The organism is Fluctibacter halophilus (assembly GCF_020687825.1).
Classification (GTDB): Bacteria; Pseudomonadota; Gammaproteobacteria; order Enterobacterales; family Alteromonadaceae; genus Fluctibacter; species Fluctibacter halophilus.
This window is the reverse complement of record NZ_JAJEWP010000003.1, coordinates 283,856-309,356: the sequence shown is the minus strand read 5'-3', so window position 1 is coordinate 309,356 and position 25,501 is coordinate 283,856. Positions and strand designations below refer to the sequence as shown.

The window sequence follows — 25,501 nt, the reverse complement described above, 5'->3', positions numbered from 1 at the left end:
AGGATCCCAACATGGCAGAATTTGATTACATTTGCATTGGTGCAGGCAGTGGCGGCATCGCCTCCGCCAACCGAGCCGCAAAATACGGCAAGAAGGTGGCGTTGATTGAGGCAAAAGCCGTTGGCGGTACCTGCGTCAATGTGGGCTGTGTACCCAAAAAAGCCATGTGGTTTGGCGCCCAGGTGGCAGAGGCCATCCACCGCTACGCACCGGATTATGGCTTCGATGTGGCGGTTAATGGCTTCGATTGGGCGACCCTGGTCAAAAGCCGCGAAGCCTACATTGAACGTATTCATCAATCCTATGATCGGGTACTGAGCAATAATGACATCACCGTGATCAACGGGTTCGCCCGGTTCGTTGACGCCAACACCGTCGAGGTCAATGGCCAGCACTACAGTGCCCCCCACATTACCATTGCCACTGGCGGTAAACCTGTGCGGCCTGATATTCCGGGCGCTGAACTGGGCATTGACTCAGATGGTTTTTTTGCCCTCACCGAACAGCCAAAACGGGCGGTGGTTATTGGGGCCGGTTACATTGGTGTTGAACTGGCGGGCGTGCTGCATGCGCTGGGCAGCGAAACCCACCTGGTGGTGCGCAAACACGCACCACTGCGTAACTTCGACCCCATGCTGTATGACACCCTGATGGAAGTGATGGCCGACGAAGGCCCTACCTTGCACACCCATAGCGATCCACAGCGGATTGAACGCAACAGTGACGGCAGCCTGACCGTGCACTTCAGTCATGGCACCAGTATCGAAACCGATTGCCTGATCTGGGCGATTGGTCGCGCACCTGCCACCGACAACCTCAACCTGGAAGCCGTTGGCGTGGAACGGGATAACCGCGGCCATGTCATCGTCGACGAGTATTCCAATACCTCGGTAGACGGGATTTACGCTCTGGGCGACATTCTGGGTAAAGTCGATTTGACCCCCGTTGCAGTGAAAGCCGGCCGGCTATTGTCGGAGCGATTATTCAACGGACAAACCGATGCAAAAATGGATTATGAACTGATACCCACAGTGGTGTTCAGTCACCCCCCGATTGGCACCATAGGCCTCAGTGAACCGGAGGCTCAGGAGCAGTACGGTCACGAGGAAGTCAAAGTCTATCGTTCCAGTTTTGGCGCGATGTATACCGCGGTGACCCGGCACCGTCAGGTTACCCGCATGAAGCTGGTGTGCGTTGGCGCCAATGAGCGGGTAGTGGGTCTGCACGGTATCGGGCATGGCATGGACGAAATTCTGCAAGGCTTTGCGGTGGCAATGAAAATGGGCGCCACCAAAGCGGATTTTGATGCCTGCGTGGCGATACACCCTACCAGTGCGGAAGAGTATGTGACGATGTCTTGAAACGGGGGATACCCCGTCCATGGTATCGCACCCACGGATGACTTCCTGTCATCCGGTTCGTTCTTCGCCGCGCAATTACCTATTGCTCGGCGTCTTCTGCGAAGACCAGAGCCTCACCCAGCCCGCACTTCCTGTGCGGAAGAGTATGTGACGATGTCTTGAAACGGGGGATACCCCGTCCATGGTATCGCACCCACGGATGACTTCTGTCATCCGGTTCGTTCTTCTCCGCGCAATTACCTATTGCTCGGCGTCTTCTGCGAAGACCAGAGCCTCACCCAGCCGAGACTTTATGCTTCTGGCATCCTGCCGCCAGCAAAAGCCCAGGTCGGGCATCCACTGCCCTCCCGTTCACCACTCAATGGGCTGCACGTCTTCGCCCATTGCGGGCGTGGTTCACCCTGTCTCGTCGTTACGTTCCTTTTCGAGTGATTACCTATCACTCGAAATCGCCGATGGCGACCGGAGCCTCACCCACACCCGTAATTTTTTCGTGTGTTTTTGGTGTACCGTCTATAGTTAGCTTGTGACGGTTAGCGCAAATTTCAGGAGCCAAAACATAGCGATGAGTGACACCATCTTATTTGTTGACGATGACGACGACGATTATGTGGAACCCTCCAGACAATGGAAGGTACTGATCGTTGACGATGAACCTGAAGTACACAACATCACAAGACTGGTCCTCAGTGATTTTGAGTTTGAGCAAGGCAGTCTCGAATTGGTTAGCGCCTACTCTGCGCAAGAAGCAAAGGACAAATTGCTGGCTGACGATGCCGGTGAATTCGCCGTCGCCATCGTCGATGTGGTCATGGAAACCAATCATGCTGGCCTGGACCTGGTGAAATGGGTCAGAGAAACACTACAGAACCATCGCATCCGTTTGATCCTGCGTACCGGGCAACCCGGTGAGGCGCCGGAAGAAAGCGTGATCAAGAACTACGATATCAATGATTACAAAAACAAAACCGAACTGACCGCACTGCGCCTCAAAACCCTGTTTTATTCGTCACTGCGCGGTTACCGCGATATTCTGACCATCGAACGCCACCGGCTGGGTCTTGAGAAGATCATTGCCGCCAGCTCTGAATTTATCGAATGCGACACCTTGCCCCAGTTTGCCTCCGCTATCTTAAAGCAAGTCACCATGGTGTTGGGGATCGAGTCCTCCTCCATTGTCTGCTGCGCAGCAGCCAAAGAAACCGATGCCGACCCCTCCGAGGTTAATGTGCTGGCCATGAATCACGGTGGCAAGCGAGGAGGGGTGCCTGAAGAGGTCGATCGGAAGATCAAACAGGCATTACGCAATAAACAATCGGTTTATGAAACCGACTACTTCATCGGCTACTTCACTACCAAACGGGGGACAGAAAACCTGTTGTATGTGTCACAGGATGAACCACTGGAACCGATGCAACACAACCTGCTGGAGTTTTTTGCCCACAATATTGCCGTTGCCCATGAAAACCTCAAATTGCGGGATATGATCCGGGAATCCCAGAAAGAACTGTCCTATGTGATTGGTGAAGCAGTTGAAATGCGTTCCAAGGAAACCGGTAGTCATGTTAAGCGGGTTGCCCACACCAGCTATCTGTTGGCCAAATTATACGGCTTGAGTGAATACGATGCCGAAATGATCAAGCTGGCTTCCCCACTGCACGATGTGGGTAAGGTGGGTATCCCCGATCAGATCCTCAACAAACCGGGCAAGCACGATGACGTGGAATGGGAAATCATGCAAACCCATGCCGAAATCGGCTATGAGATGCTGAAAAATACCGACAACCCGATCCTCGGTCTCGGCGCAACCATCGCCCACCAGCATCATGAACGCTGGGATGGCAACGGCTATCCATCGGGTTTGGTTGCCGACAACATTCATATTGCAGGCCGCATTACCGCGCTGGCTGATGTGTTTGACGCACTGGGCAGCAAGCGCTGTTACAAACAAGCCTGGCCTAGGGACAAAATCGTTGCGCTGATCAAAGAAGAACGAGGACGGCATTTTGAGCCAAGGTTGGTTGACCTGCTGATTGACAACCTTGAACAGTTTTTCGCCATTCGGGACACCTTCCCGGATCAGGACGACGACGACGCTGCCTCATAAGCTCCATCCAGACTTAGCCTCTCCTGTTTCCGGGCAAAAATTGATGGCAAATTGCAACAGTGGATAAACTGTATTAAATTCAACCATTGTCAATAACCCATTGATCAGGTGAGAAAATTCGTCATGGATGCAACCGCTTCCAGTGCTTCAGCTGAATCCCCGCAATCCCTCGTTGCGCGTATTTTGGAAGGTGACAGCGCGGCAGAACAACACCTGGTGGAGCACTATTGGCAAAGCCTGTTTTTTATTCTTTGCAAGCGCAGTCAGGATCGTGATCTCAGCGCCGATATTGCGCAGGATGCGATGCTCGTCGCATTGCAACGGATCCGACAAGGTGAATTGAGCAATCATGCGGCCGTTGGAGCCTTCATACGACAAATCGCAATAAACCTGCTGCTCGCCCATTATCGTAAAGCGCAGCGACGACAAACCGACACCGTCGACTTTGATCATCTCGACTTTCCTCATGCTGACGGCGATCTTTGCGACGGTTTGAATCAGCAAAAAATTCAGCAACTGGTGTTACAGGTGCTGGATGAATTACCCACTGAAAGGGATCGACAAATTCTGTACCGGCACTTCCTCTATCATCAGGATAAGAGTGTCATTTGCGATGAGTTTGAGCTCACACCGGCGCATTTTGATCGGGTACTCCACCGAGCCCGGCAACGGCTCAAGCAGCTGTTGTGCGAACAGCTGCAAATATCACCCAGTGCATTAGATGTACATCAACTGCTGGCCCTGAGCTGCAGTGCCCTGCTGGTGACCGGTGTACTGCGACCACACATCGACCACCCCGCCGGTAGTAGCGTGAGAGAAATGGTTGCCCCGTCACACTGTATCGACATACCCGTTCGCGCATGCACGTTCGCGACAGACGCACTGAAGAAGTACCGAGGCAGTGATGAATGACAACAATTCTCCGCTGACGGTCGGCGAAGCCGATTTGGACAGCTACATGAAGGGCACACTGACACCTGAGGAAACCCAGGCCGTGGAAGAGTACCTGATGGACAATCCCCAACACCTGGAGCGACTGAAACTGGACGCATTGTTGCAACAACACATTCAGGTTCGGCCATTGCATCGCCACTATCGCCCATTGCAGCACACCTACCTGCCTTTGGCAGCGGCGGTATTGCTGTGTCTATCATTGATGCTTGCCCCCTGGCAAAGTGACCGTTCGCCAATACTGCAGGGACAAACCGAGCTACTGGATTTGGCGGCCATGCGTTCTCAAGCGCAACAATCTGTGCAGTCCTTCCCGATTGACAGCGACCTACAGCAGCTAACTGTACTGCTGTCACCTTCCTCATTCGTTATTCAGCCCTACACTGTGGAAGTGGTTGTGGACGAACAGGTGATAGCAACCCAAACGCTGAAACCCGGCCGGGATGGAAACCTGTACCTTAACCTTGATGCCAGTCGCCTGCCATCTGGAACTGTCGTGTTCCACTATCGTCCGGCCCAACAGGATACCCCCATCGAAACCCAGTCAGTCAGATTTGAACGTTTGAGCGACTAGACCGATAAGCGCAAGGAGCACCTATGTGTCAGTTGAGCGACACCCAGATCCATGACATCGCATTGGCCATGACTCAGGGACGTCGCTCGCTGCCAGCGCCGACCTTGGGTATTCCCGGCTTTTATACCTACATTGGCCAGATGATTTCCCATGACATTGTGCCCAACACAAACCCCTTTGAGCGGGTGCGCAACACCCAACCGATGCTGAACCTGGGCAGTGTGTATGGTGATGCTTCAGGTAACGATTTGCGTTTCGCAGGTGACAGTGCGCCATTCCTGGTCCAGCACCGTTTCCAACTGGCCCGCAACAGTAATGGATTGACCGACGTTAAACGCTGGCCCAGAGACAAAAAGCAGTTGGCATGCATTGCAGAGCCTCGCAATGAAGAAAATGCCATCATTCTGCAACTGCACATCCTATGGATGCGTTATCACAATGCGCTGATACGCTCCGGCCTGGCCTGTGACGCCTGGCAGGCCAGACAGTTGGTGGCGCTGACGTTCCAGTGGTTGGTATACCACGAATTTCTGCCGATATTCCTGGCGCCCAGGGTCTATAAGGCACTGTTTGAACAAGGCATGACGCTGTATGACTACCCGCACACCGATACGGTACCGTCGTTTTTCAGTCATGCCGCATTTCGCTTCGGTCACAGTGGAATTCGCCCTTTCTACCTGATACATCGCCACAACGGCGGCTTTGTCAGCGCATCGCTGGCTGACATGTTCAGTAAAGGGGTGCCGCTGGCTGACCATCAACAGATCGACTGGCAGGTGTTTTATGCCCACGCCCGTTTCAGTGACCGTTTCGAGCATACCCGCAACCATGCGATGCCAATTGATACCAGTGTTGCCTCGGAAATGGCGGCCATCAACCGGCATAACCCGCATTTCAGTACTGTCAACATTGTCGAACGAAACCTGCAGGCAGCGCGAGCGATAAAGCTCGATACTGGCACAGCATTTTACGCGGCTATCGCCGCCAATACGTCTGCCGCTACAGCAGTAGATCTTCAGCCTGTGACCGACTTTGCTACGTCGCCACTGGCGAGCGTCAATGGATTGTCTGTTGAGGATCTGCCCCTGTGGTTATACGTGTTACTGGAAGCAGAGACCCAGCATTTGGGTCAACACCTTGGCACGGTTGGCAGCGTGTTGGTGGGTGAGGTCATCAAGCGCGCCATGACACTTGGTAATATGCCCTTGCTGGATGCCAGTGGATTGGTCAGTGCCAGGGCGAAAAGCCGGATGACTCCTCTGTTCAAGCAAGGATTGTTCACTGGTTTACGTCCGGCGATATTGGATGTCGTTTCATTTGTACAACAGCACGAGGAACCTGCCCATGTACAGCCTTAAAGATTTTGCGCCATTTTATGCCACAGCGGCCGATCATACCCCAAAAGTCATTACCTTTACCTACGTTGACAACGAAGAAATTGCCACCTGGATGCCCAGCACCCAGCACAGCAAAGTGCTCAACGAACCGCGATTCAGTGCCGGACATCTGGTGCAACTGAGTGCAGGAATGGGCTGGCATGCAGACATGCAGAAACTGGAGCCGATGCTGCGTTTTATTCCCGATGACACAGGCTACTTTCTGGTTAACGAAAGCTGGCGCAGTGTGAGTCGGGTCAAGTTCGATGGCACTGCCTGGCACATCGTGGCCTGGGATCTTGTCGCTACCGATGCGAACGGCAATGACATTGGTTTCGACGCCGTTCAGCAATGCCTCAAAAAAGCACAGCCATTTTTCATCTGTGACAAGCTGACCTGGCAAAACGGTGATGATGAGAACCAGCGGGTACAAACCAAGCACGGTTATGAACACTACGAGAAATAGACCATGAAATACGCCAACAAGGAGACGTTGCGCGTTTTTACTGCCCTGTTTGGGGTACTCCTGAGTTGTGCCAGCGCTCGGCTTTGGGCCACACCTGTCTCACTGCTCGTGGCAACCGATGAGGTTGTGATCGTAAGCCGGCCATCGGATCAATCAACTCTGCTGCTGACCGTTGGTGAAACGATCCATCCACCCATCGCTCTTGGTGGCTGGGGACCGATTGAACATATCATTGCCTTGCCAGAGTCTTCCCACCCCCGCACCATCACTGTGGCTTTGGCATCGCAAACGGGTGAGTTGCAAGCACGCACGCAAAAGATGCCCGCAGATGTTCGCGCCGCGTTACGCCAGTTTAATCAATCCATCGCGCTTCCCAGCCCACAGTCGTTATCCAATCCAGCGCCTACTGCAACCTTGAGCCCGCTACTGGAGACACCGCAAACCGCCAGGTACGTATCGACGCAATTATTGCTTCAGGCCATCGCCCAGCCCCAAAACGCTGATATCGCTGAACATCTGTCACGCTTCAACACCCATGCCGAAGCATCTGTTGCCAGCATAGCGCTGTATTGTCAGGTACTGGGCGGGTGGGACGCTGAAGGCGACACAGCAAGCTTCGCCTACTGGTCCGCCAGGGCCCGACTCAGTGAAAGTCTGGTTGAAGTTTACCGTCAGAATGGCAGTCTCGCGCCAATCGCAGCGGCTGACTACCATCGCTGGTGTGACAACGTTGTAACGTCCTGGCCTGACGATGCAACACCAACAAACCGGGACATCAATGCTATTGAGGATGCAACACGGTTGCTCGACGCCATGACCCGCGAATCTGCACAGCTTGCGCCCCGGATACAAGCCACCGTGTTACAGGGGCGTTGGTTTCTGGCCAACTATCAGGGACGCTATCAGCAGGCCGAAAACCTGGCACGTCAGGCCATCGCCCTGCTGGCTGAGCTACCAGACCAACATGAACCACTGGCCACCCTGTATTCAATGATCAGCAGTACCCTGGTACGACGGGGTCACTATGCCGAAGCCCATCGATACTTGTCACAAGCGCTGGCCATGAGCGCTTCTTTACGCCCGCAAACGATTTCCTTACTGCAGTTCAACAAAGGATTTTTCTACCGAGAGCTGGGCGAGCTGGACGCAGCCCGAATGTTTATGCATGCCTCACTGAGCCAGCTGGCACCGGCCTTTGCGGCCACTGACTTGACCAATGATGCCGCCAATTGCCCCCAGACGACGACATACCAACACAGGGTTCAACGACGGCTGATACAGATTGCTGCAACATTTCGATTGCAACAAGACTATTCCCGCGCGCAGCAATGGCTCGATTGTGCGGCAATCCAGACGCCACCGAAGCGTTCAGGCCCAATCGCTCCCCTACATCTGGCGCGGGCCCGGTTATATCTGGCTCTGCAGCAACCAGAGCAGGCACTGCCGTTGCTGACTGCCCTGTTACAACAATCTCATCACAGTGAACCGGTCAAACGGGACGCGCTGTTACTCACTGTAGAGGCCAAACTGGCGCTCAGACAGCCCCTTGAAGGGACGTTGTCGGCTGTGGCGCAAACCTTCGGGATTGCCAGCTTTTACACAGACGCCCCCCTGCAAACCGGCAATACCCGTTACTATCACCATCAGCTCGATGCCCTGAGGTTATTGATATTGCACCATCAGGGTACAGATGCCGACGATCGGCGCTGGCAAACGCACTTTGCCCAACAGGCGATCGAGTTGCTACAACAACAACAAACCCGCATTTCGAACCCCTTTGCCTATCGGCAGGTTCAGAAGCGGGTCATGGATGCCTGGATATCGGCCCAGCGCCTTTCCCATCATGGGGCAGACAACGTCAGTCTTGTCCACATGTGGCAAACGCTGGAGGCGTTTCAGGATCTGGATCTTGCCAGCGAGAGCAACCTTTATCGAGCGGCATTCAACAATGAACAGCAACGAAACGCACTGCAACAACGGTATCAGCGATGGCTGGCCCTGGAACGGCAATATGTCACCGCTGCCGACGAGGTCCGCGCTCAGTTGGTTGAGCCCCTGGAAACGGCCAAGCGGGCGTTTCTGGATTTCAACTACCTGAATCAACGCACCCCTGAAAGCCCGCCAGAGCCGCTACAACTCAAGCAAATCCAGCAACGCCTGGCGCCGGGTGATATGCTGGTACGTTACTTTATCGGCGACAACAATCAGCTTGGCATTGTGATCACCGCCTCAGACATCAACACGTTTTCACTTGGCCCGGCACCTTCTCTGGCACCCTTGATTGAGCGCTTTCGGCATGATTTGGTCAAGAATAATGAGTGGCTGTCATCCGCGCTGATACTGCGACAGACGTTACTACCGGACACGATCCTTAACCGCTCTAATCTTCGACGTTTGTACATTGTGGCTGATGGCATCCTTGAGCAAGTCCCGTTTGCCGCCCTGAATGGGGCAAGCACGAAAGGAAGCTACACGCCGCTGGTTGAGCGCATGAGCGTGATCAATCTGTCCTCCAGCCGCGCGTTAATGCGAGGTGAGATGCCAACAGCATTGCAAGGCACGATGAATGACATCAACGTGGCCGTGTTTGCCAATCCTGCGTTTGCCGACAAAAACGGCTCAAACGTACCCGCTCTTCGTCAGGCCAAGGATTTGCGTGCATTGCCGGGCAGTGCACTGGAGGCCCGGCATGTGTCTGCTACTTTTGCCCCGCAGCAGCTATCCCTCGGACAACAAGCCCAGGCGACGCGCCAATTTCTGCTCGCTGACGACACCCGTCATCGGGATATTCTGCACATCGCCACCCATGGCTATTTTGACCCTGCGCACCCCGAGGTGGTTGGCCTGCTGACCGCTCCATCGGACATCTCCGCCCCGGGGTCAGATTTTCTCAGCCTGAGTGAGCTGTTGAGTGTGCCGGTTGCCAATCAGTTGGTGGTACTGAGCGGTTGTGACACCATGCAGGGAAAACTGTTTAATGGTTCGGGGTTGCGCAGTATGACGCGGGGCTTTTTGGCCCAGGGGGCACATCGGGTCATTGGGACGTTATGGCCGGTGCATGATCTGGCCAGTGCGGCACTCATGAAAGGGTTTTATACCCACTTACAACAGCATGGCGATGTCGCACTGGCCTTGCAACAAAGCCAGCTCGCCATGAGTCGGGGGGGACGATACCGCCACCCCCGCTACTGGGCAGCTTTTGTGCTCACCCAGGGTAGTCTGGCATACCAGCCCGCATTACAGAATGAAACGGCTCAGGTCTTCGTTGTCGACCAATAGCTCCAGATGACGGTTAACGTAGTCAGCATCAATCACCAGTTGTTCACCGGCCTTTTCTGATGCATCAAATGAAATGTCTTCCATCAGTCGCTCCATCACGGTGTGCAGTCGGCGGGCACCGATGTTTTCAGTACGTTCGTTGACCTGCCATGCGGCCTCTGCAATGCGCTTTATACCGTCTTCGGTAAACTGAATATCGACGCCCTCGGTTTTCATCAATGCAATGTACTGCTCTGTCAGCGACGCATTGGGCTCGGTGAGAATACGCACAAAGTCGTCCGTTGTCAGCGCTGCCAGCTCGACCCGAATGGGCAAGCGGCCTTGCAGCTCTGGGATCAGATCAGATGGCTTACTCATCTGGAACGCGCCGGATGCGATGAACAGGATATGATCCGTTTTCACCATGCCGTGCTTGGTGTTGACCGTTGAACCTTCAACCAGTGGTAGCAGATCACGCTGTACCCCTTCACGGGACACATCCGCAGTGCCTGTGCCTTCCCGTTTGCAGATTTTGTCGATCTCGTCAATGAACACAATGCCGTTTTGTTGCAGTGAGTCGATGGCTTTTTCCTTCAGCTCTTCCTGATTGACCAGCTTGGCGGCTTCTTCTTCCACCAGCAGGCGCATGGCTTCTTTAACCTTGAGCTTCTTTTTCTTTTTCTGCGATCCGGAAAGATTCTGGAACATGCCTTGCAGCTGATTGGTCATTTCCTCCATCCCCGGAGGCGCCATAATTTCAACACCGACTTGCGGCAAAGCAACATCAATTTCGATATCTTTGTCATCCAGTTGACCTTCACGCAATTTTTTGCGGAACGCCTGGCGCGTGCCTCTGTCCTGATGGTCTTCTTTTTCACCCCAGACATTCTCTGGCGGCGGCAATAAGACATCCAGGATGCGTTCTTCTGCCGCTTCCTCTGCACGGTACTTGACCTTGGCCGTCTCTTGCTCCTTGGTCATCGTCACGGCGATGTCCGCCAGATCCCGAATGATGGTTTCAACCTCTTTTCCCACGTAGCCCACTTCGGTGAATTTGGTCGCTTCCACCTTGATGAACGGCGCATTGGCCAACTTGGCCAGGCGGCGGGCGATTTCAGTTTTACCCACACCGGTTGGGCCAATCATAAGGATATTCTTGGGCGTCACTTCCTGACGCAACTCGGGTTGCAATTGCATACGGCGCCAGCGGTTACGCAGTGCGATAGACACGGCACGTTTGGCATCCTGCTGGCCAATGATGTGGCGATCCAGTTCGTGAACAATTTCGCGGGGGGTCATTTCTGACATGCTATCTACCTTGGTTGGGTGCGGGCTGTTGTTACAGCCAGCGAAAATCAATATTCCAGTACATCAACCGTTTGATTGTGGTTGGTAAACACACAAATATCACCGGCAATGGTCAAACTTTTTTCGGCAACGTCTCGGGCACTCAAATCAGTGTTTTTTAACAATGCAGTGGCCGCCGCCTGGGCATAAGGGCCGCCGGAACCGATTGCAATCAGATCATCCTCTGGTTGCACCACATCACCGTTGCCGGTGATGATCAGCGATGCCGTGTGATCAGCAACCGCCAACAGCGCCTCAAGGCGTCGTAACATCCGGTCTGTTCGCCAGTCTTTGGCCAGTTCCACCGCAGCCTTGGTAAGGTGCCCCTGATGCATCTCCAGTTTGCTTTCGAATCGCTCGAACAAAGTGAATGCATCGGCAGTACCGCCGGCAAATCCAGCCAACACTTTGTCGTTGTAGAGGCGACGCACTTTGCGGGCATTGCCTTTCATCACCGTGTTACCCAGTGATACCTGTCCGTCACCGGCAATCACAACCTGGTTGTTGCGGCGCACAGAAACTATCGTAGTCATGTTAATCCCTAAAATACGTTGAGTAAGCGCAGTGACACAATCGCTCAGCTACGCAGGGTGGATAGGGGTATATGTGGGGAAAGGCTGGCAGAATTCAAGGGGGGCGACGTTGCCCCCGTGATTAATCGAGGTTCCAGTACCAGATTTTGCAGTTATTGATGTTGGCACGACGCAGCGTATGGCGATCCGTTTCCGCCGCCCGTTTCAGGGTATAGGGGCCGAGGATCACCCGATACCATAAGCCGTTTTTACCGTTGCTGGCCCGCACTTGCGATTCCAGTCCCTGAAACGCGATCCTTGCTTTAAGTTCCTCCGCCTGCTCCTCGGTGCGGAAAGAGCCACACTGCATCAGATAGGGGCGTTCGGACAACTCCTGTTCTTCAACCTCAACTTCAACCGTGGTGGAAGGCAGTTGTTTAATAAACTCCCATTCTTCTTCCTGAAGTTCCGGCAATGCTTGTTCTTTCTGGCTTTGTTGCTCATTGCCGCTGGCCGGTGCCTGTTCCGCATTGTCACGAATGGTCCACAGAAAAACCACAAAACCAATCAACAAGGCGAGGGTAATAACGATGCGTAGCCACGGCAACGGTGGCTTCGGTTGTTCTTTGCGGTTGTTCTGTTTGGGCGCGGCGCGGCCACGTCCCACGTAATCTTTATGCGCCATAATTCCCCGTTTGTGCTGATACTGCATGTTCACATCGGTCTGGCTCTTGTGGCCAGTCAGGATCGAAGGCTACCACAAAGCCTTACATAAAATCTTGTGGATCGACATCAATTGACCAACGTACCTTGCGCACCGAAGGCAGACGTTCAAACGTTGCCATGTTGGTGGCCAGCCAAGCCTGGATCACGCCGCGCCGGGTTGACTGCAATAGCAATTGCACCCGATAGCGCCCCTGACGCTTTTCCATCAACGCCGGAACCGGCCCGAGAACCTGAAAATCCGTCTGCTGACGCAGCAGGGTTGCCAGCTCATCCAAAAATGCAAACGGACTTCTGGCGTCGGTCGCTTCTGCCCTGATCAATACCTGATACTGAAACGGCGGTAATCCGGCGGCCTTACGCTCCTGCAAGGCAAAGCGCGCAAAGTGGCCATAGCCATTGTGCAGCAAATCCTGCAACAGCGGATGGCCCGGATGGTGGGTCTGCAACCACATTTCCCCGGGTTTATCAGCACGCCCTGCGCGCCCGGAAAGCTGAGTGATCAATTGAGCCAGATGCTCAGCAGCACGAAAATCCGCGCTGAACAATGCCCCATCGGCATCCACAATGACCACCAGCGTCACGTTCGGAAAGTGATGCCCCTTAGACAGGATCTGGGTGCCAATGAGTAGCTGATGGCGGCCTTCATTGATGGCCGCCAATACCTCTTCAAGGGTCGATTTTCCGCGCACGCTGTCACTGTCGATACGCACCCGGGAAATGTGTGGAAAAATGCTCGCCAACTCAGCGTCCAACTGCTCGGTACCGACCCCTTTGGGTACGATCTCATCGTTGCCACAGGCACCGCACTGACGGGGCAGTGGCCGGGCGGCAGAACAATGGTGGCATTGAATCTTGTTCAGTTGCTTGTGCACGGTGAAGGGACGTTCACAGCGATGACAGGTCTCTATATGCCCACAATGATGACACAACAACGCTGGCGCATAGCCCCGCCGGTTGATGAACAACATCACCTGCTGTCCGGCAGCAAAATGACTGCGCATGCGTTCAATCAGTCCCGGCGCAATACCGACACGCAACGGTTGATCCTTGATGTCCATCACCTGCTGCACGGTGTGTGTTGCCACGCCTGCACGGGCGTGCAATGTCAGGTGTTGATAACGCCCCTGCAACGCATTGTTAAGGGTTTCCAAAGACGGAGTGGCCGTGCCCAGGATCAGGGGAACCCCTTCCATTTTGGCCCGCACAACAGCAAAGTCACGGGCATGGTAGCGCAGACCGTCCTGTTGCTTGAATGAGCCGTCATGTTCTTCATCAACGATGATCATGCCAGGCTTGGCCAGGGGCGTGAAGATAGCTGACCGGGTGCCGATGACAATGCCCAGCTCACCGCTGCGGGCTTGTTGCCAGACCCGTAAGCGCTGGTTGTCATTGAGATTAGAATGCAGAACGCCAACATCAATACCAAACCGGCGTTGAAAACGCTGCACTGTCTGGGGTGTAAGACCGATTTCGGGCACCAGGATCAGTACCTGTCGTCCTGCTTTGAGGATCGCTTCGATACTTTGTAGGTAGACTTCGGTTTTGCCACTGCCGGTCACCCCCTCAAGAAGAACCGGCGTGTAAGCTTCCAGATCCCGGGTAATGGCTGAAATCGCCAGGGCCTGTTCGGTGTTCGGTCGCGGTTTGTCACTGATCGTCAACGCCGCATGCCAGTCTGACTGCACCGCATACGCCTGTAACGTCGTTTCAACCAATCCTTTGTCCCGGCAGGCCCGAATGACCGCAGAACTGATATCTTCCCGCAGTGTATGTAAGGCTACCGGTCCGTCCTTCAAGCGCGCTATCAACCGCCATTGCTGCGGGGCACGACGCAAGTCATCCTGACAGTGTTGCTGACCGGTGGGAGTCAGTGCCAGGCACTCAGTGTCCTGCGGCAAGGCAGATGCCCCTTTACGCAACGCAACCGGCAACAGCGTGTGAATCACATCACCGATGGGGTGGAGATAGTAGTCGGCCAGCCAGCGTGCCAGAGTCAGCCAATGTTCGTCCAACACCGGCGCCTCATCAAGCACCTCAGATACGGCTTTTAGCTTATCTGCCCATGGACTGTCATCCGTGTGAGCCATGACCACACCAACCAATGTGCGATTAGCAAACGACACCCTCACGCGCCCACCAACGGGCACTTCGAGCCCGTTGCTCAGATAATCAAATAACTGCCGTTTTGGAACGGGCAGTGCAACCTTTACTATCGACATGAAAAACCGCAGAAACCTGACGTGTACTGGTGATAAATGCAGCAAAAATGCTTGATCGGAACCAGTCGATACATTAATATGCGCGCCTCTTTGCGGCAAGCCCTATCGGCCGACGCACGTTAAAATGTAATTACGTATGGTGTTCAGCTTCGGGCTGGATAGCGATACGGCCTTAAGATGAGGTATCCCATGAAACAAGGTATCCACCCAGAATACAATGAAATTACTGCAGTGTGCTCTTGCGGTAACAAAATGGCCATCCGTTCTACCCTGAACAAGGATCTGAACCTGGACGTTTGTTCTGCCTGTCACCCTTTCTACACTGGTAAGCAACGTAACGTTGACACCGGTGGTCGTGTTGACAAGTTCAAGAAACGCTTCAGCGTACTGGGCAAGAAGTAAGTTCTTGTTACCCTCAGAAAAGGCGCATCACGCGCCTTTTTTTGTGCCTGGCGATTAAACCCGACCAACTGGTCATACCACTATCCATCCAATCTATACCAGTCATTCAGCACAATGATTGGTCAGCAAAACAAAAACCCATTTACTATGACTTTTGGTTATGGTGATCAGATATGTTCCGCCATTCCGGTTATGGTAAAGTGCGCGACAGATCTCACGATAAAAAAATGCCAACGGGCAGAGACCCGATAAAAAGTGTGAGCCTAACCCTTGTTTAAACCCTACACGCAAAGGACAAAGGCACTACCATGTCTGACTTTCGACAAAAAGCATTGGACTACCATGCCAAGCCACGCCCTGGCAAAATCAGCGTTGAATTAACCAAACCCGCCGAAAGCGTGACTGACCTGGCATTGGCCTACAGTCCCGGTGTGGCAGAGCCGGTGCGCGAAATCGCCGCTGACCCGGACGCCGCATACAAATACACTGCCAAAGGCAACATGGTGGCAGTCATCTCCAATGGCACCGCCATTCTCGGGCTGGGGAACCTCGGTCCACTGGCATCCAAACCCGTAATGGAAGGTAAAGCGCTGCTGTTCAAACGTTTTGCAGGTCTGGATTCGATCGATATCGAGGTCAAACACCGTACCACAGAAGAATTTATCACCACGGTGGCGAACATTGCAGATACCTTCGGCGGCATCAACCTGGAAGACATCAAAGCCCCCGAGTGCTTTGAAATCGAACAGGAACTGATCAAGCGCTGTAAGGTACCGGTGTTCCATGACGACCAGCACGGCACCGCGATTGTGACCGCAGCAGGTATGCTCAATGCGTTGGAGATTCAGGGTAAAGCCATCCATGACGTAACCATCGTGTGCATGGGTGCCGGCGCTGCAGCTGTGGCGTGTATGGAACTCCTGATCAAGTGTGGTGCTCAGCGTGAACGTATCTACATGCTGGATCGTAAAGGCGTTATTCACACCCGTCGGGATGATTTGACCCCGCACAAGATGTTGTTTGCCAACAATACCGACAAACGCACATTGGAAGATGTGATGGAAGGTGCAGACGTTTTTGTCGGCGTATCAGGCCCCGACGTACTGCCCCCAGCCGCCTTGTCACTGATGGCTGAAAACCCCATCGTGTTCGCCTGTTCGAACCCGGATCCGGAAATCAAGCCGGAGCTGGCCCATGCCGCACGCAAGGATCTGATCATGGCGACCGGTCGTTCGGATTACCCGAATCAGGTCAACAACGTGTTGTGTTTCCCGTTTATTTTCCGCGGCGCATTGGACGTTCGGGCCAGCGCGATTAATGACGAAATGAAAGTGGCTGCCGTCGAGGCTATTCGCAGTATCGCCAAAGAGCCGGTACCTGCAGAAGTGCTGGCCGCCAGCCAGTCCGATTCACTTGAGTTTGGCCGCCAATACATCATTCCTAAACCGATGGACCCACGCCTGTGTCAGCGGGTTGCCACCGCAGTCGCCCAGGCCGCCATCGACTCGGGTGTTGCCGGTATCGAAAGCCTGCCAGCGGATTACATGCAAAACTAACCGTTTTGTTGCAACAAAAAAGCCGGCACTATGCCGGCTTTTTTATTCCCTTATCCTCTCAATACAGTGTCAGTTCGGCGGCATACAAGGGCGCGTCGTCGTCATCACCGTCAAAGTACAATTTGACGTCATAGTGCTGCAGAAACAGCGTGCCTTCACCGAAAAAGGCCGATAGTTCATCGCCAAACGCCTCCTGCAGCTGTCCCAGTGTCGCTCCTTGGCGGATATGTGGGGTCAATTGCCAGTCAGCGTTTGAACCAGACTTGCCCAACAGATTTTCCCGGATCAGGATCTGCTTGGCATGTTCGCCGCTCCATTGGATGGCCAGGCCATTGTCATAAATGTCCAGGTACGTATTGTCGCCCTGATGGATGCGGGCTTGTTGGGGCGTACGCTGCGCAAACCCTTGTAAGCCGGACTGAAGTGCATCGGCAGAAGTACCGGACAATGCGGAGACAATCGGTTGATAGTCGACACCCTCGGGCGAATGTTCTTTCAGGGCACCGCCACTGCGTAAACTTACCCCTGCGACATAAGCCTGCTCGCCACCGTCAGTGCGAAACGTTAACCGGGTCGTGGTGCCTTGCTGATGCCATTGGGCCTGTTTGTCCGTAATGTCTGCGTCTGAGGGCAAAAACGTCAATGCGGTGCTGCGGTCCATATTGGCAACAATGTTGTCGTTCAATTGCCAGTCGCTGTCGTTCCAGTCTGACAGCAATGGAATTTCGTTCAGGGTTGCATTGGGCAGGTTCGGGTCACCGAGGTCGATGCCCACCAGCATGGCGTCACGAAAATGCAGCCACGTCTGACGCCCGTAACTGAAGGTTTTTATGCCTTCAAAGCGTTGCCATTCGGCACTGGGATAGCCCAGTTGCTCAACCACTGTCGACATGCTTGCCCCCAGGTTGACGCCCTGCAATGTACCCTTGCTGTTCAGGTGCATTTGCGACATTGGCGGGCGTTGCTTCCACGCCTCATCCAATATCGGCGTTTGCAACAACCAGCTCTGACTATAGGCCGGGCGCAGGTCCACCGTGACGGTTTTGGTGCTGCTTATCCGTGACGCCGCCAACTGGCGACGGCGCTGTCCGGTTTCGGTGTATTCACTGGCTACCCGCAGTTCCGGGTCTTCTGTCTCACAACCGCTGATGGCCTTGGCCGTATAGGTATAGCGCACCAGATTCTGGTGGGATTCAGACCGCAAGCGGTTGTTCTTCTGTTCCAGGTCGGTGATCACCAGCGCATCGGCATTGGCATCACGGGCGGCTGTTTGCAATTGACGCAACAAACGCTGTTTGTCTTTTTCAAATTCATCCCGCTCTAGGTTGGTATCCAATTGGCGGGTTTCGGTGACGGTGGCCAGGGTCTGGTAATGGCAGCCAGGGAAATAGTCAAGAATGGGGGGCAGAGATTCGGCCTCACAGGTAGTGGAGGCCAGTCCAATCAGCAGCAGTCCGCATTTGCGCATGGTCCGTTTCCTATTATTGTTATTTTACGGTATCGGCGGACCAGACTAGCAAGGGCGAATAGGCAACTCAATCCTTTTCCACGTCCTCCGGGTCAAGGCCCATTTCGACCATCTGCCGACGGGCTTCGCGGGGAATACGATTCGGATTGTCCTTGGTCAAATCCTCATCATCAGGCAACGGCTGACCAGTGAAAGCATGCAAAAATGCTTCACACAATAATTCCGAGTTGGTTGCATGGCGCAGGTTGTTGACCTGGCGCCGGGTGCGCTCGTCTGTCAGTACTTTGAGCACCTTTAGCGGAATAGAAACAGTGACTTTTTTGACCTGCTCACTTTTTTTGCCATGTTCCGCATAGGGGTGAATGTAATCGCCATTCCATTTCGCCATGAAATTTGCTCTCTGTTTTTTTCTTTCTTATAAGTGTTAGGTCTAAATAGTACTGCACCTATTTGCAATATAGAAGGCTAAACATCTTGACGGCCTAAAAATAACCGTTTAGTTTAGACGTCTAAACGTCCAGACTTTCACCGGAGATTCACATGGTATCCTACGCACAGGGCATTGATGCTTTGAACCAATCCATTGCCGACATCAAAGGGATCAATGTGTCCTTTGAGTTTTTCCCACCAAAAACACCGGATATGGAAAAAACCCTGTGGAAATCTGTTGAGCGGCTGGCCCCGCTAAAACCGGCTTACATGTCGGTGACCTACGGCGCCAACAGCGGGGAACGGGACCGAACCCATGACGTGGTCAAGCGGATTCACAAAGAAACCGGTGTGGCTGCAGTGCCGCATTTGACCTGCGTTGATGCCAGCAAGGACGAGTTACGGGCAATCGCCAAAGACTATTGGGACAGCGGCATTCGCCGGATTGTTGCCCTGCGCGGAGACCTGCCGCAAGGAGTGGACAAAACCGACATGTATGCCGCCGATCTGGTCAGCTTGCTCAAAGATGTCGCCGATTTCGATATTTCCGTTGCAGCCTACCCTGAAAAACACCCGGAAGCGCCCAATGCCCAATTTGACCTGCTCAATCTGAAGCGCAAGGCAGAAGCTGGCGCAACCCAGGCCATCAGCCAGTTCTTCTTTGATGCTGAAGTGTTTTTACGTTTCCGGGACCGGGCTGCCGCAGCCGGGATTGAATTGGATATCGTGCCGGGCATATTGCCGGTGACCAATTACCAGACGCTGTTGCGTTTCGCCGGATTTACCAATGTCCATGTGCCCAACTGGCTACACCGCCTGTTTGACGGCCTCGACAAAGATGATCAAACGACCCGTAATCTGCTCGGTGCCAGTATCGCGATGGACACGGTGAAAGTGCTGGCCAAAGAGGGGATCCGGGACTTTCACTTTTACACCCTGAACCGCTCAGAGCTGAGCTACGCCATTTGTCACATGTTAGGCGTTCGCGCAAATTAGCGTATACTGACGCCAACACCTTGTTTTAAGGAACATTATGTTGGCAGACAATCGCTTTCTTATGCTCGCGCAGCGGCGGCTGGATTACCTGTGGCGACTGGTACGCAGTGTCACCCACCAATGCAAAGAAGACCGCATCACCGTCTCAGCAGGACACCTTGCCTATGTGTCGCTGCTGTCGCTGGTGCCTTTTATTGTGGTGTTTTTCAGCATCCTGTCCGCCTTCCCTGCCTTTGCCAGCGTGCGTGAACAATTAGAAGCGTTTGTGTTCAGTAATTTTGTTCCCCACGCCGGCGATGTGGTGCAGCAATACATGACCGAGTTCGTCGGTAATGCCTCCAAAATGGGTGCCCTGAGTATTGTGTTTCTGGTCGCCGTCGCCCTTGCATTGATATCCAACGTCGACAATACCCTTAATCGTATCTGGCAGACACGCAGTGAACGCCCGCGGATTTACACCTTTGCGGTATACTGGATGGTGTTGACCATGGGACCTTTGTTGATCGGGGTCAGCGTCGTCATGAGTAGCTATCTGATCGGTCTGGCGGCGTTCGCCGATGAATACACCCCAGGACTGCTGACGATAACGCTCAAAGTCGTCCCCTTCATAACCTCCGTGCTGGCGTTTTTTATTCTCTACATGGTCGTTCCGAACAAGCGCATCAACGCCCGTCATGCACTGATTGGTGCGCTACTGGCCGCAACCCTGTTTGAATTGTCTAAGCAATTGTTCGGTCTGTATGTGAAGGCGTTTCCGTCCTATCAGATGATTTACGGCGCCATTGCAGTGATCCCCATTCTGTTTGTATGGGTGTATTTGAGCTGGATAGTGGTCTTGGTCGGGGCTGAGTTTACCCGCGGAATTGAGCGCCTGGCGGCCGCCAGACGCTCTGAAAAAACATCTCAGGTGGTCAGTTCTGAATACTCTCAATAAAGCTGTTGCTTTGTGCAATCGCGGTATTCATCTCACGGATCAACTGGTCAATGTCCTTTTTAATGGTGCCAAACTCACCCTGTAATGCGCCGATTGCCGAAGCATTAAGGTTGTGTTTGAGGTACAGCACGTTGTCCTGCAATGCTGACAACACCGGCGCCATTTTCGATTCCGCTTTACGCATTGCGGTGATCAACGACGAGTAACGCCGCTGGGTTTCACGCAGCTTACGTTGACTGTCGCGGCGCAGGTTTTCACTGCTGTACTTGTCCAGCTCGTCCTGCCATTCATCGAACAACGCTTCAGCCACACTTTCCACTGCATCAATGCGACCGGTAACCCGCTCAGCAGAGGCTTCGCTGGCTTCATACTGATCTTTGAGGGACTCGTACACTTCCTGCAATTCGCCGCCATCAAAATTGATCAGCGCACTGAATTGCTCCAACGCAGAGCTGAACTGTTGCTGGGCTTCTTCCTGACTGTCTTTCGCTTCTTCGACCCGATCCACCAAGATATCGCGCTTCTCAATGCCGAATTTTTCCATGGTGGAGTAGTAAGCAGACTGACACCCGGTCAGCACCACCAACACCAATGGAAGCAGCAAGCGTTTCATCAGCCTGCACTCCGGAACTTGGCCGCATCAACAATCGCCCACAGGTGGAAGATCGCGCCGATAATGCCCGGGATGATCAGCACCCAGAAGAAATAGCCCACTGACACAGCGACGAAAAATATCAACGCCATGAGAATACGCCCTTGCACCAACTGACCCAATCCGGGGATAAAGAAACTGCAAATTGCAGCAATTACATTGCCACCTGAACCTTGACCCGCCATACCTTTCTCCTTGATTCTGATTGTCAAACACGGGGGATTAACTGCTAAATTAATCTAATCCAGACCATTTAACAAACCTAAAACGGGCTTCGCTATGCAAACCTATCCACCCTTGACCCCCTACCAACAGGAATTTCTCGACATGGGGGACGGTCATCGCGTGTATTTAGAACAAAGTGGCAATCCGTCAGGGCAGCCTGTGTTGTACCTTCACGGGGGGCCTGGAGCGGGTCTGGCGCCTTTTTATCGCACCCTGTTCAATCCTGACGGCTATCGCATCATCGGTTTCGATCAGCGGGGCAGTGGACAATCGACACCCCATTGTGAGCTACATGCAAACACCACACAGGATTTATTGGCAGACATAACACGCATCCGTGAACATCTTGGTATCCGGCAATGGGTCATTTGCGGTGGTTCGTGGGGATCAACGCTGGCGTTATTGGCGGCTATCGACGCGCCCGATTCAGTGTCCGGATTGTTGTTGCGGGGTACTTTCCTGGCACGTCAGGATGACCTGGATTGGTTCCTGGGTCCCAGTGGCGGACCGGCCAACCTGTTTCCGGAACATTACCGCCAGCTAACCCAGGAAATCTCCCCGCCACTGAGCGCAGAGGCCGTACTGAGCCACTATTACCGTCTATTGTGCAGTGACGACGAACTACACCGCGTCGCCGCGGCAAAGGCCTGGTGTTTGTGGGAAGAACAGTTGGCACAATTGCACAGCACGGTGAACGAGTTTGACCTCGCTCAACAGTTATCCACGACCTTAAGCCTGGCCACCCTGGAGTGTCACTATCTGCACAACCGCTGTTTTATTCCCGCAGGATTCATTTTAGACAACGTCGACAAAATCCGTAACATACCCGGAACCGTTATTCACGGGCGCTACGACATGATTTGCAAGCTGGCCGGCGCCGATACACTGTGCCGGGCCTGGGAGGGCGGAGAGCTGTTGATTGTTCCGGGGGCCGGACACAGCCTGACCGACCCAGCCATTGCCCACGCGATGCGTCAAAGTGCCGATGCGCTGCTGCGTTTTCTGGAGGAAGAACACACATGAAAGGACTGATACAACGGGTACGCGAGGCGCGGGTAGACGTCAATCAACAAACGGTCGGAGCCATCGAACAGGGTATTCTGTTGTTGCTGGGGGTGGAAAAAGAAGATACCGAAGCCAGTGCCCGCAAGTTGATCGATAAAGTACTCGCCTACCGGATATTCAGTGATGAAGCCGGCAAAATGAATCTCAACCTGCAACAAGTCAGCGGCCAGCTATTGATCGTATCTCAGTTCACTTTGGTCGCCGACACCCAAAAAGGTAATCGTCCCGGCTTTTCCCGCGGCGCCAGCCCGGCCCTGGGAGAACAACTGTACCACTACGCCCTCGATTACGCCGGCAGCAAAGGAATCGCAGTACAAAGCGGTCAATTCGGCGCCGACATGCAGGTTTCACTGACCAACGACGGCCCGGTGACCTTTCTGTTACAAAGCTAAACAGTCCTTGCTGTCTGCCCCAAGTTGGGATTAAATGGTAAATTCGCTTGTCGCAACCACCCCGATTTACAGGGGGTTAAAAGGAACCACTGGCAGCCATGTACAAAGTTGATACCCCTATCAGTGACGAGGATTTCGAACACTATTTTCACCTGCGTTGGGAGCGTTTGCGCCAACCGTGGAATTTCCCTCTTGGTTCCGAAAAAGACGAATACGAAACGGTTGGTGAGCACCGTATGGTGCGTGACAGTCAGGGCAACGTGGTGGCCGTTGGGCGCGTGCACCTCAACACCGCTGAAGAAGCCCAGATCCGCCATATTGCGGTGGCCAAGTCCGCCGAAGGTAAAGGACTGGGTAAGCTGGTGCTTTCCGCACTGGAAAACGAAGCGCGCCGACAGGGGGCTACCCGACTGGTGACCAACAGCCGCGAGCTGTCTATCCCATTTTTCTCAGCCTGCGGATTTGAGGTTGAACAGGAAGCCCCCAATGAATTAGGCCAGTTGCGGCGCCAGCAGATGGTGAAGCAACTGACAGACATGAACACCATCATGTTACATCCCAAGTGGTGCCAGCTGTTACAGGAAACCTGGCACGACACCATCCCCATCTCGGAACAAATGGGCATCAAGCTGCACCAATACAGTGGCAGCACACTCGAAGTCAGAGCCTCGTTGAATAAAAACATTAACCTGCACGGCACCATGTTTGCTGGCAGCATTTTTTCACTGGCCACACTGACAGGTTGGGGAATGATTTTTCTTAAATTAAAAGAGAAAGATTTAACCGGTGAGATCGTGCTCGGTGACGGGGATATTCACTATCACAAGCCAATCACTCAGGAGCCCCGTGCAATCTGCAATATAGAGACCCTGGACGGCAAATTCAGCCTGCTTGAACGGAAGAAAAAAAGCTGTATCAAGCTGCAGGTTGATATTCTCGACGGTGACACACCGGTGGCCGAATTCAAAGGGGTCTACTGGGTATTGCCCAGTCGGGATGACCCCACACCATAATTAAAGACTTATTATTCTTTTTCTTGATCCGGTGGTGCATAAGCGGCAAAAACCTCGGCACCCGTCATCTTGCGCGTATCATTGGCAAAGCAATAATACGGGGGTTGTTCATCGACAAAAATTTCATGGTCGAGCATCAACTCCGCTGACAGATCCAGCAGACCGGCAGGCAGAATATACGCATCCTGTTCACGCAGGTGATAAAACAGGTGCGTACCACAACGCCGACAGAAGCCACGCTCAGCCCAGTCTGATGATGCAAACCGCCCAATATTGTCTTGCCCGGTAAAGTGTACGTCGCTGCCGCATTCCAATGCGAGCAAAGGTCCACCGCCCCAGGTTCTGCACATCGAACAGTGGCATGCACCCACAGAGGCTTTAACGCTATCCGCCGTTACCGTCACCGCCTTACACAAACAGTGCCCTTTTCCTTGCAGTACTTTCATGCATTTCTCCTTGTTCATCGCTGCGTGGCTCGCGAGTCAGCAGGTTATACAATCGTGGCGTGACCATGCAAGACGACTGTCCGTTAACCACGCGCAAAAAAAACGCGGCCACTATGGACCGCGTTTTCTAAAACAGTGATAAAGAATCCCTACGCCATCGCGGCCTGGAGCTTCTTCATTGCATTCTTTTCGATTTGCCGGACTCGCTCGGCAGACACGTCGTATTTGTCAGCCAGATCCTGCAACGTGGTCTTTTCATCAGCCAACCAGCGGGTTTGAATAATGTGCTGGCTACGTTCATCCAGGGTTTTGATCGCTGAATACAAACGGTCAGCGGCGTTCTTATCCCAGTCATCATTGATCACCTGGGACTCAACGTCTTCACTCTTGTCTTCAAGGTACTGAACCGGTGCGAAGCTACCGCTGTCATCATCGTCGGCAGACAAATCGAATGCCTGATCCTGACTGCTCATGCGCGCTTCCATCTGCAGCACTTCTTTGGTGCTTACACCCAGTTCGTCAGCCACTTTCTGAACTTCTTCATGGGTGAACCATCCCAGGCGCTTTTTGGCTTTGCGCAGGTTGAAGAACAGCTTACGTTGCGCTTTGGTGGTGGCGACCTTCACGATGCGCCAGTTACGCAGCACAAACTCGTGAATTTCAGCCTTAATCCAGTGCACAGCAAAGGACACCAGGCGTACTCCGACACTGGGGTCGAAACGCTTAACGGCCTTCATCAAGCCGATATTGCCTTCCTGGATAAGATCCGCCTGGGGCAAGCCATATCCGGAATACGATTTTGCGATATGCACCACAAAGCGCAGGTGTGACATGATCAGCTTACGGGCTGCCTCTAAATCACCTTCCTGTTGCAAGCGTACAGCAAGAGAACGTTCTTCCTCGGCACTGAGCATGTCAATGCTGCTGACAGCCTGCATGTATGTTTCAATGCTGCCACTGTGAGGAACGCTTAATGCTAGTGATTGCATGTTTGAGCTCATATTCACCTCATCCATTTATCCGGCC

General features: G+C 53.5%; 24 protein-coding genes. 14 read left to right on the top strand and 10 right to left on the bottom strand.

Going from position 1 to position 25,501, the window contains the following annotated elements:
- Positions 1 to 11 precede the first annotated feature (11 nt).
- From gorA to LJ739_RS13080, 7 genes are all read left to right on the top strand, one after another.
- Positions 12 to 1,361: a glutathione-disulfide reductase gene (gene gorA / locus LJ739_RS13110; protein ID WP_229161148.1), complete on the top strand. Its 1,350-nt coding sequence runs from the start codon at positions 12 to 14 to the stop codon at positions 1,359 to 1,361.
- Between the two features lie 565 nt (positions 1,362 to 1,926).
- Positions 1,927 to 3,468, top strand: coding sequence for a DUF3369 domain-containing protein (locus LJ739_RS13105; protein WP_229161147.1), 1,542 nt, complete (start codon positions 1,927 to 1,929; stop codon positions 3,466 to 3,468).
- Positions 3,469 to 3,591: 123 nt separating this feature from the next.
- The gene (locus LJ739_RS13100; RefSeq protein WP_229161146.1) at positions 3,592 to 4,380 is read left to right on the top strand and encodes an RNA polymerase sigma factor; all 789 of its coding nucleotides are present in this window, start codon (positions 3,592 to 3,594) and stop codon (positions 4,378 to 4,380) included.
- Positions 4,373 to 4,993, top strand: coding sequence for an anti-sigma factor (locus LJ739_RS13095; protein WP_229161144.1), 621 nt, complete (start codon positions 4,373 to 4,375; stop codon positions 4,991 to 4,993). Before LJ739_RS13100 ends, LJ739_RS13095 begins: the two co-directional genes overlap by 8 nt.
- A gap of 23 nt (positions 4,994 to 5,016) precedes the next feature.
- On the top strand, positions 5,017 to 6,351 hold the full coding sequence (locus tag LJ739_RS13090; RefSeq protein WP_229161143.1) for a peroxidase family protein: 1,335 nt from the start codon (positions 5,017 to 5,019) through the stop codon (positions 6,349 to 6,351).
- A complete protein-coding gene (locus LJ739_RS13085; RefSeq protein WP_229161142.1) occupies positions 6,338 to 6,835 on the top strand; it encodes a hypothetical protein in 498 nt (165 codons plus the stop codon). Before LJ739_RS13090 ends, LJ739_RS13085 begins: the two co-directional genes overlap by 14 nt.
- Positions 6,836 to 6,838: 3 nt before the next feature.
- Entirely contained in the window at positions 6,839 to 10,114 is a 3,276-nt protein-coding gene (locus LJ739_RS13080; RefSeq protein WP_229161141.1) for a CHAT domain-containing tetratricopeptide repeat protein, read from the top strand.
- Here the strand turns inward: LJ739_RS13080 and hslU are convergent.
- The 4 genes from hslU to priA all read right to left on the bottom strand — a co-directional run bounded on the left by hslU (position 10,073) and on the right by priA (position 14,897).
- Positions 10,073 to 11,401, bottom strand: a complete 1,329-nt coding sequence (gene hslU / locus LJ739_RS13075) for an HslU--HslV peptidase ATPase subunit (protein WP_229161140.1) — start codon at positions 11,399 to 11,401, stop codon at positions 10,073 to 10,075. The genes LJ739_RS13080 and hslU overlap by 42 nt on opposite strands.
- Positions 11,402 to 11,448: 47 nt before the next feature.
- Positions 11,449 to 11,973: an ATP-dependent protease subunit HslV gene (gene hslV, locus LJ739_RS13070; RefSeq protein ID WP_229161139.1), complete on the bottom strand. Its 525-nt coding sequence runs from the start codon at positions 11,971 to 11,973 to the stop codon at positions 11,449 to 11,451.
- Positions 11,974 to 12,094: 121 nt separating this feature from the next.
- Positions 12,095 to 12,637 (bottom strand): SPOR domain-containing protein, encoded by a 543-nt coding sequence (locus LJ739_RS13065; RefSeq protein ID WP_229161138.1) that lies wholly within the window; start codon positions 12,635 to 12,637, stop codon positions 12,095 to 12,097.
- A gap of 82 nt (positions 12,638 to 12,719) precedes the next feature.
- Positions 12,720 to 14,897 carry a primosomal protein N' gene (gene priA / locus LJ739_RS13060; protein WP_229161137.1) on the bottom strand — a complete coding sequence of 726 codons (2,178 nt, stop codon included), beginning with the start codon at positions 14,895 to 14,897 and terminating at the stop codon, positions 12,720 to 12,722.
- A gap of 189 nt (positions 14,898 to 15,086) precedes the next feature.
- On the opposite strand from priA, the gene rpmE reads away from it, so the two are divergent.
- Positions 15,087 to 15,299 (top strand): 50S ribosomal protein L31, encoded by a 213-nt coding sequence (rpmE, locus tag LJ739_RS13055; RefSeq protein ID WP_229161136.1) that lies wholly within the window; start codon positions 15,087 to 15,089, stop codon positions 15,297 to 15,299.
- 308 nt (positions 15,300 to 15,607) lie between these two features.
- The gene (locus LJ739_RS13050; RefSeq protein ID WP_229161135.1) at positions 15,608 to 16,855 is read left to right on the top strand and encodes a malic enzyme-like NAD(P)-binding protein; all 1,248 of its coding nucleotides are present in this window, start codon (positions 15,608 to 15,610) and stop codon (positions 16,853 to 16,855) included.
- A 58-nt stretch (positions 16,856 to 16,913) separates the two neighbouring features.
- On the opposite strand, the gene LJ739_RS13045 is transcribed toward LJ739_RS13050, so the two are convergent.
- Both LJ739_RS13045 and metJ read right to left on the bottom strand, forming a co-directional pair.
- Positions 16,914 to 18,323, bottom strand: a complete 1,410-nt coding sequence (locus LJ739_RS13045; RefSeq protein WP_229161134.1) for a hypothetical protein — start codon at positions 18,321 to 18,323, stop codon at positions 16,914 to 16,916.
- A gap of 67 nt (positions 18,324 to 18,390) precedes the next feature.
- On the bottom strand, positions 18,391 to 18,711 hold the full coding sequence (gene metJ, locus LJ739_RS13040; RefSeq protein WP_229161133.1) for a met regulon transcriptional regulator MetJ: 321 nt from the start codon (positions 18,709 to 18,711) through the stop codon (positions 18,391 to 18,393).
- 152 nt (positions 18,712 to 18,863) lie between these two features.
- Between metJ and metF the strand changes: the two genes are divergently transcribed.
- The gene (metF, locus tag LJ739_RS13035) at positions 18,864 to 19,748 is read left to right on the top strand and encodes a methylenetetrahydrofolate reductase (RefSeq protein WP_229161132.1); all 885 of its coding nucleotides are present in this window, start codon (positions 18,864 to 18,866) and stop codon (positions 19,746 to 19,748) included.
- Between the two features lie 61 nt (positions 19,749 to 19,809).
- Positions 19,810 to 20,682, top strand: coding sequence for a virulence factor BrkB family protein (locus LJ739_RS13030; protein ID WP_229161216.1), 873 nt, complete (start codon positions 19,810 to 19,812; stop codon positions 20,680 to 20,682).
- Here the strand turns inward: LJ739_RS13030 and LJ739_RS13025 are convergent.
- Complete coding sequence (locus tag LJ739_RS13025) at positions 20,660 to 21,295, bottom strand: DUF2959 domain-containing protein (RefSeq protein ID WP_229161130.1); 636 nt, start codon at positions 21,293 to 21,295, stop codon at positions 20,660 to 20,662. The two genes, LJ739_RS13030 and LJ739_RS13025, sit on opposite strands and share 23 nt — an antisense overlap.
- On the bottom strand, positions 21,295 to 21,519 hold the full coding sequence (locus tag LJ739_RS13020; RefSeq protein WP_229161128.1) for a hypothetical protein: 225 nt from the start codon (positions 21,517 to 21,519) through the stop codon (positions 21,295 to 21,297). The genes LJ739_RS13025 and LJ739_RS13020 overlap by 1 nt, the downstream gene beginning before the upstream one ends.
- Before the next feature lie 94 nt (positions 21,520 to 21,613).
- On the opposite strand from LJ739_RS13020, the gene pip reads away from it, so the two are divergent.
- The 3 genes from pip (at position 21,614) to LJ739_RS13005 (ending at position 24,029) form a co-directional block, all read left to right on the top strand.
- The gene (pip, locus tag LJ739_RS13015; protein ID WP_229161126.1) at positions 21,614 to 22,582 is read left to right on the top strand and encodes a prolyl aminopeptidase; all 969 of its coding nucleotides are present in this window, start codon (positions 21,614 to 21,616) and stop codon (positions 22,580 to 22,582) included.
- Complete coding sequence (dtd, locus tag LJ739_RS13010; protein WP_229161124.1) at positions 22,579 to 23,016, top strand: D-aminoacyl-tRNA deacylase; 438 nt, start codon at positions 22,579 to 22,581, stop codon at positions 23,014 to 23,016. The genes pip and dtd overlap by 4 nt, the downstream gene beginning before the upstream one ends.
- Positions 23,017 to 23,114: 98 nt before the next feature.
- Positions 23,115 to 24,029, top strand: coding sequence for a bifunctional GNAT family N-acetyltransferase/hotdog fold thioesterase (locus tag LJ739_RS13005; protein ID WP_229161122.1), 915 nt, complete (start codon positions 23,115 to 23,117; stop codon positions 24,027 to 24,029).
- Positions 24,030 to 24,040: 11 nt separating this feature from the next.
- Here LJ739_RS13005 and LJ739_RS13000 read toward each other — a convergent pair whose 3' ends face one another.
- Both LJ739_RS13000 and rpoH read right to left on the bottom strand, forming a co-directional pair.
- Positions 24,041 to 24,475 carry a GFA family protein gene (locus LJ739_RS13000; protein ID WP_229161120.1) on the bottom strand — a complete coding sequence of 145 codons (435 nt, stop codon included), beginning with the start codon at positions 24,473 to 24,475 and terminating at the stop codon, positions 24,041 to 24,043.
- Between the two features lie 149 nt (positions 24,476 to 24,624).
- Positions 24,625 to 25,476 (bottom strand): RNA polymerase sigma factor RpoH, encoded by an 852-nt coding sequence (gene rpoH / locus LJ739_RS12995; RefSeq protein ID WP_229161118.1) that lies wholly within the window; start codon positions 25,474 to 25,476, stop codon positions 24,625 to 24,627.
- Positions 25,477 to 25,501: the final 25 nt, after the last annotated feature.

Bases quoted from the DNA above. Each gene is read 5' to 3' on its own strand.
- metF (WP_229161132.1), top strand. From the start codon at position 18,864: ATGGTATCCTACGCACAGGGCATTGATGCTTTGAACCAATCCATTGCC.
- gorA (WP_229161148.1), top strand. From the start codon at position 12: ATGGCAGAATTTGATTACATTTGCATTGGTGCAGGCAGTGGCGGCATC.
- rpoH (WP_229161118.1), bottom strand. From the start codon at position 25,476: ATGAGCTCAAACATGCAATCACTAGCATTAAGCGTTCCTCACAGTGGC.
- LJ739_RS13045 (WP_229161134.1), bottom strand. From the start codon at position 18,323: ATGCGCAAATGCGGACTGCTGCTGATTGGACTGGCCTCCACTACCTGT.
- hslV (WP_229161139.1), bottom strand. From the start codon at position 11,973: ATGACTACGATAGTTTCTGTGCGCCGCAACAACCAGGTTGTGATTGCC.
- LJ739_RS13030 (WP_229161216.1), top strand. From the start codon at position 19,810: ATGCTCGCGCAGCGGCGGCTGGATTACCTGTGGCGACTGGTACGCAGT.
- LJ739_RS13080 (WP_229161141.1), top strand. From the start codon at position 6,839: ATGAAATACGCCAACAAGGAGACGTTGCGCGTTTTTACTGCCCTGTTT.
- rpmE (WP_229161136.1), top strand. From the start codon at position 15,087: ATGAAACAAGGTATCCACCCAGAATACAATGAAATTACTGCAGTGTGC.
- LJ739_RS13105 (WP_229161147.1), top strand. From the start codon at position 1,927: ATGAGTGACACCATCTTATTTGTTGACGATGACGACGACGATTATGTG.
- priA (WP_229161137.1), bottom strand. From the start codon at position 14,897: ATGTCGATAGTAAAGGTTGCACTGCCCGTTCCAAAACGGCAGTTATTT.
- LJ739_RS13065 (WP_229161138.1), bottom strand. From the start codon at position 12,637: ATGGCGCATAAAGATTACGTGGGACGTGGCCGCGCCGCGCCCAAACAG.
- LJ739_RS13100 (WP_229161146.1), top strand. From the start codon at position 3,592: ATGGATGCAACCGCTTCCAGTGCTTCAGCTGAATCCCCGCAATCCCTC.
- LJ739_RS13025 (WP_229161130.1), bottom strand. From the start codon at position 21,295: ATGAAACGCTTGCTGCTTCCATTGGTGTTGGTGGTGCTGACCGGGTGT.
- LJ739_RS13050 (WP_229161135.1), top strand. From the start codon at position 15,608: ATGTCTGACTTTCGACAAAAAGCATTGGACTACCATGCCAAGCCACGC.
- LJ739_RS13095 (WP_229161144.1), top strand. From the start codon at position 4,373: ATGAATGACAACAATTCTCCGCTGACGGTCGGCGAAGCCGATTTGGAC.
- LJ739_RS13020 (WP_229161128.1), bottom strand. From the start codon at position 21,519: ATGGCGGGTCAAGGTTCAGGTGGCAATGTAATTGCTGCAATTTGCAGT.
- dtd (WP_229161124.1), top strand. From the start codon at position 22,579: ATGAAAGGACTGATACAACGGGTACGCGAGGCGCGGGTAGACGTCAAT.
- LJ739_RS13085 (WP_229161142.1), top strand. From the start codon at position 6,338: ATGTACAGCCTTAAAGATTTTGCGCCATTTTATGCCACAGCGGCCGAT.
- LJ739_RS13090 (WP_229161143.1), top strand. From the start codon at position 5,017: ATGTGTCAGTTGAGCGACACCCAGATCCATGACATCGCATTGGCCATG.
- hslU (WP_229161140.1), bottom strand. From the start codon at position 11,401: ATGTCAGAAATGACCCCCCGCGAAATTGTTCACGAACTGGATCGCCAC.
- LJ739_RS13000 (WP_229161120.1), bottom strand. From the start codon at position 24,475: ATGAAAGTACTGCAAGGAAAAGGGCACTGTTTGTGTAAGGCGGTGACG.
- LJ739_RS13005 (WP_229161122.1), top strand. From the start codon at position 23,115: ATGTACAAAGTTGATACCCCTATCAGTGACGAGGATTTCGAACACTAT.
- pip (WP_229161126.1), top strand. From the start codon at position 21,614: ATGCAAACCTATCCACCCTTGACCCCCTACCAACAGGAATTTCTCGAC.
- metJ (WP_229161133.1), bottom strand. From the start codon at position 18,711: ATGGCGAAATGGAATGGCGATTACATTCACCCCTATGCGGAACATGGC.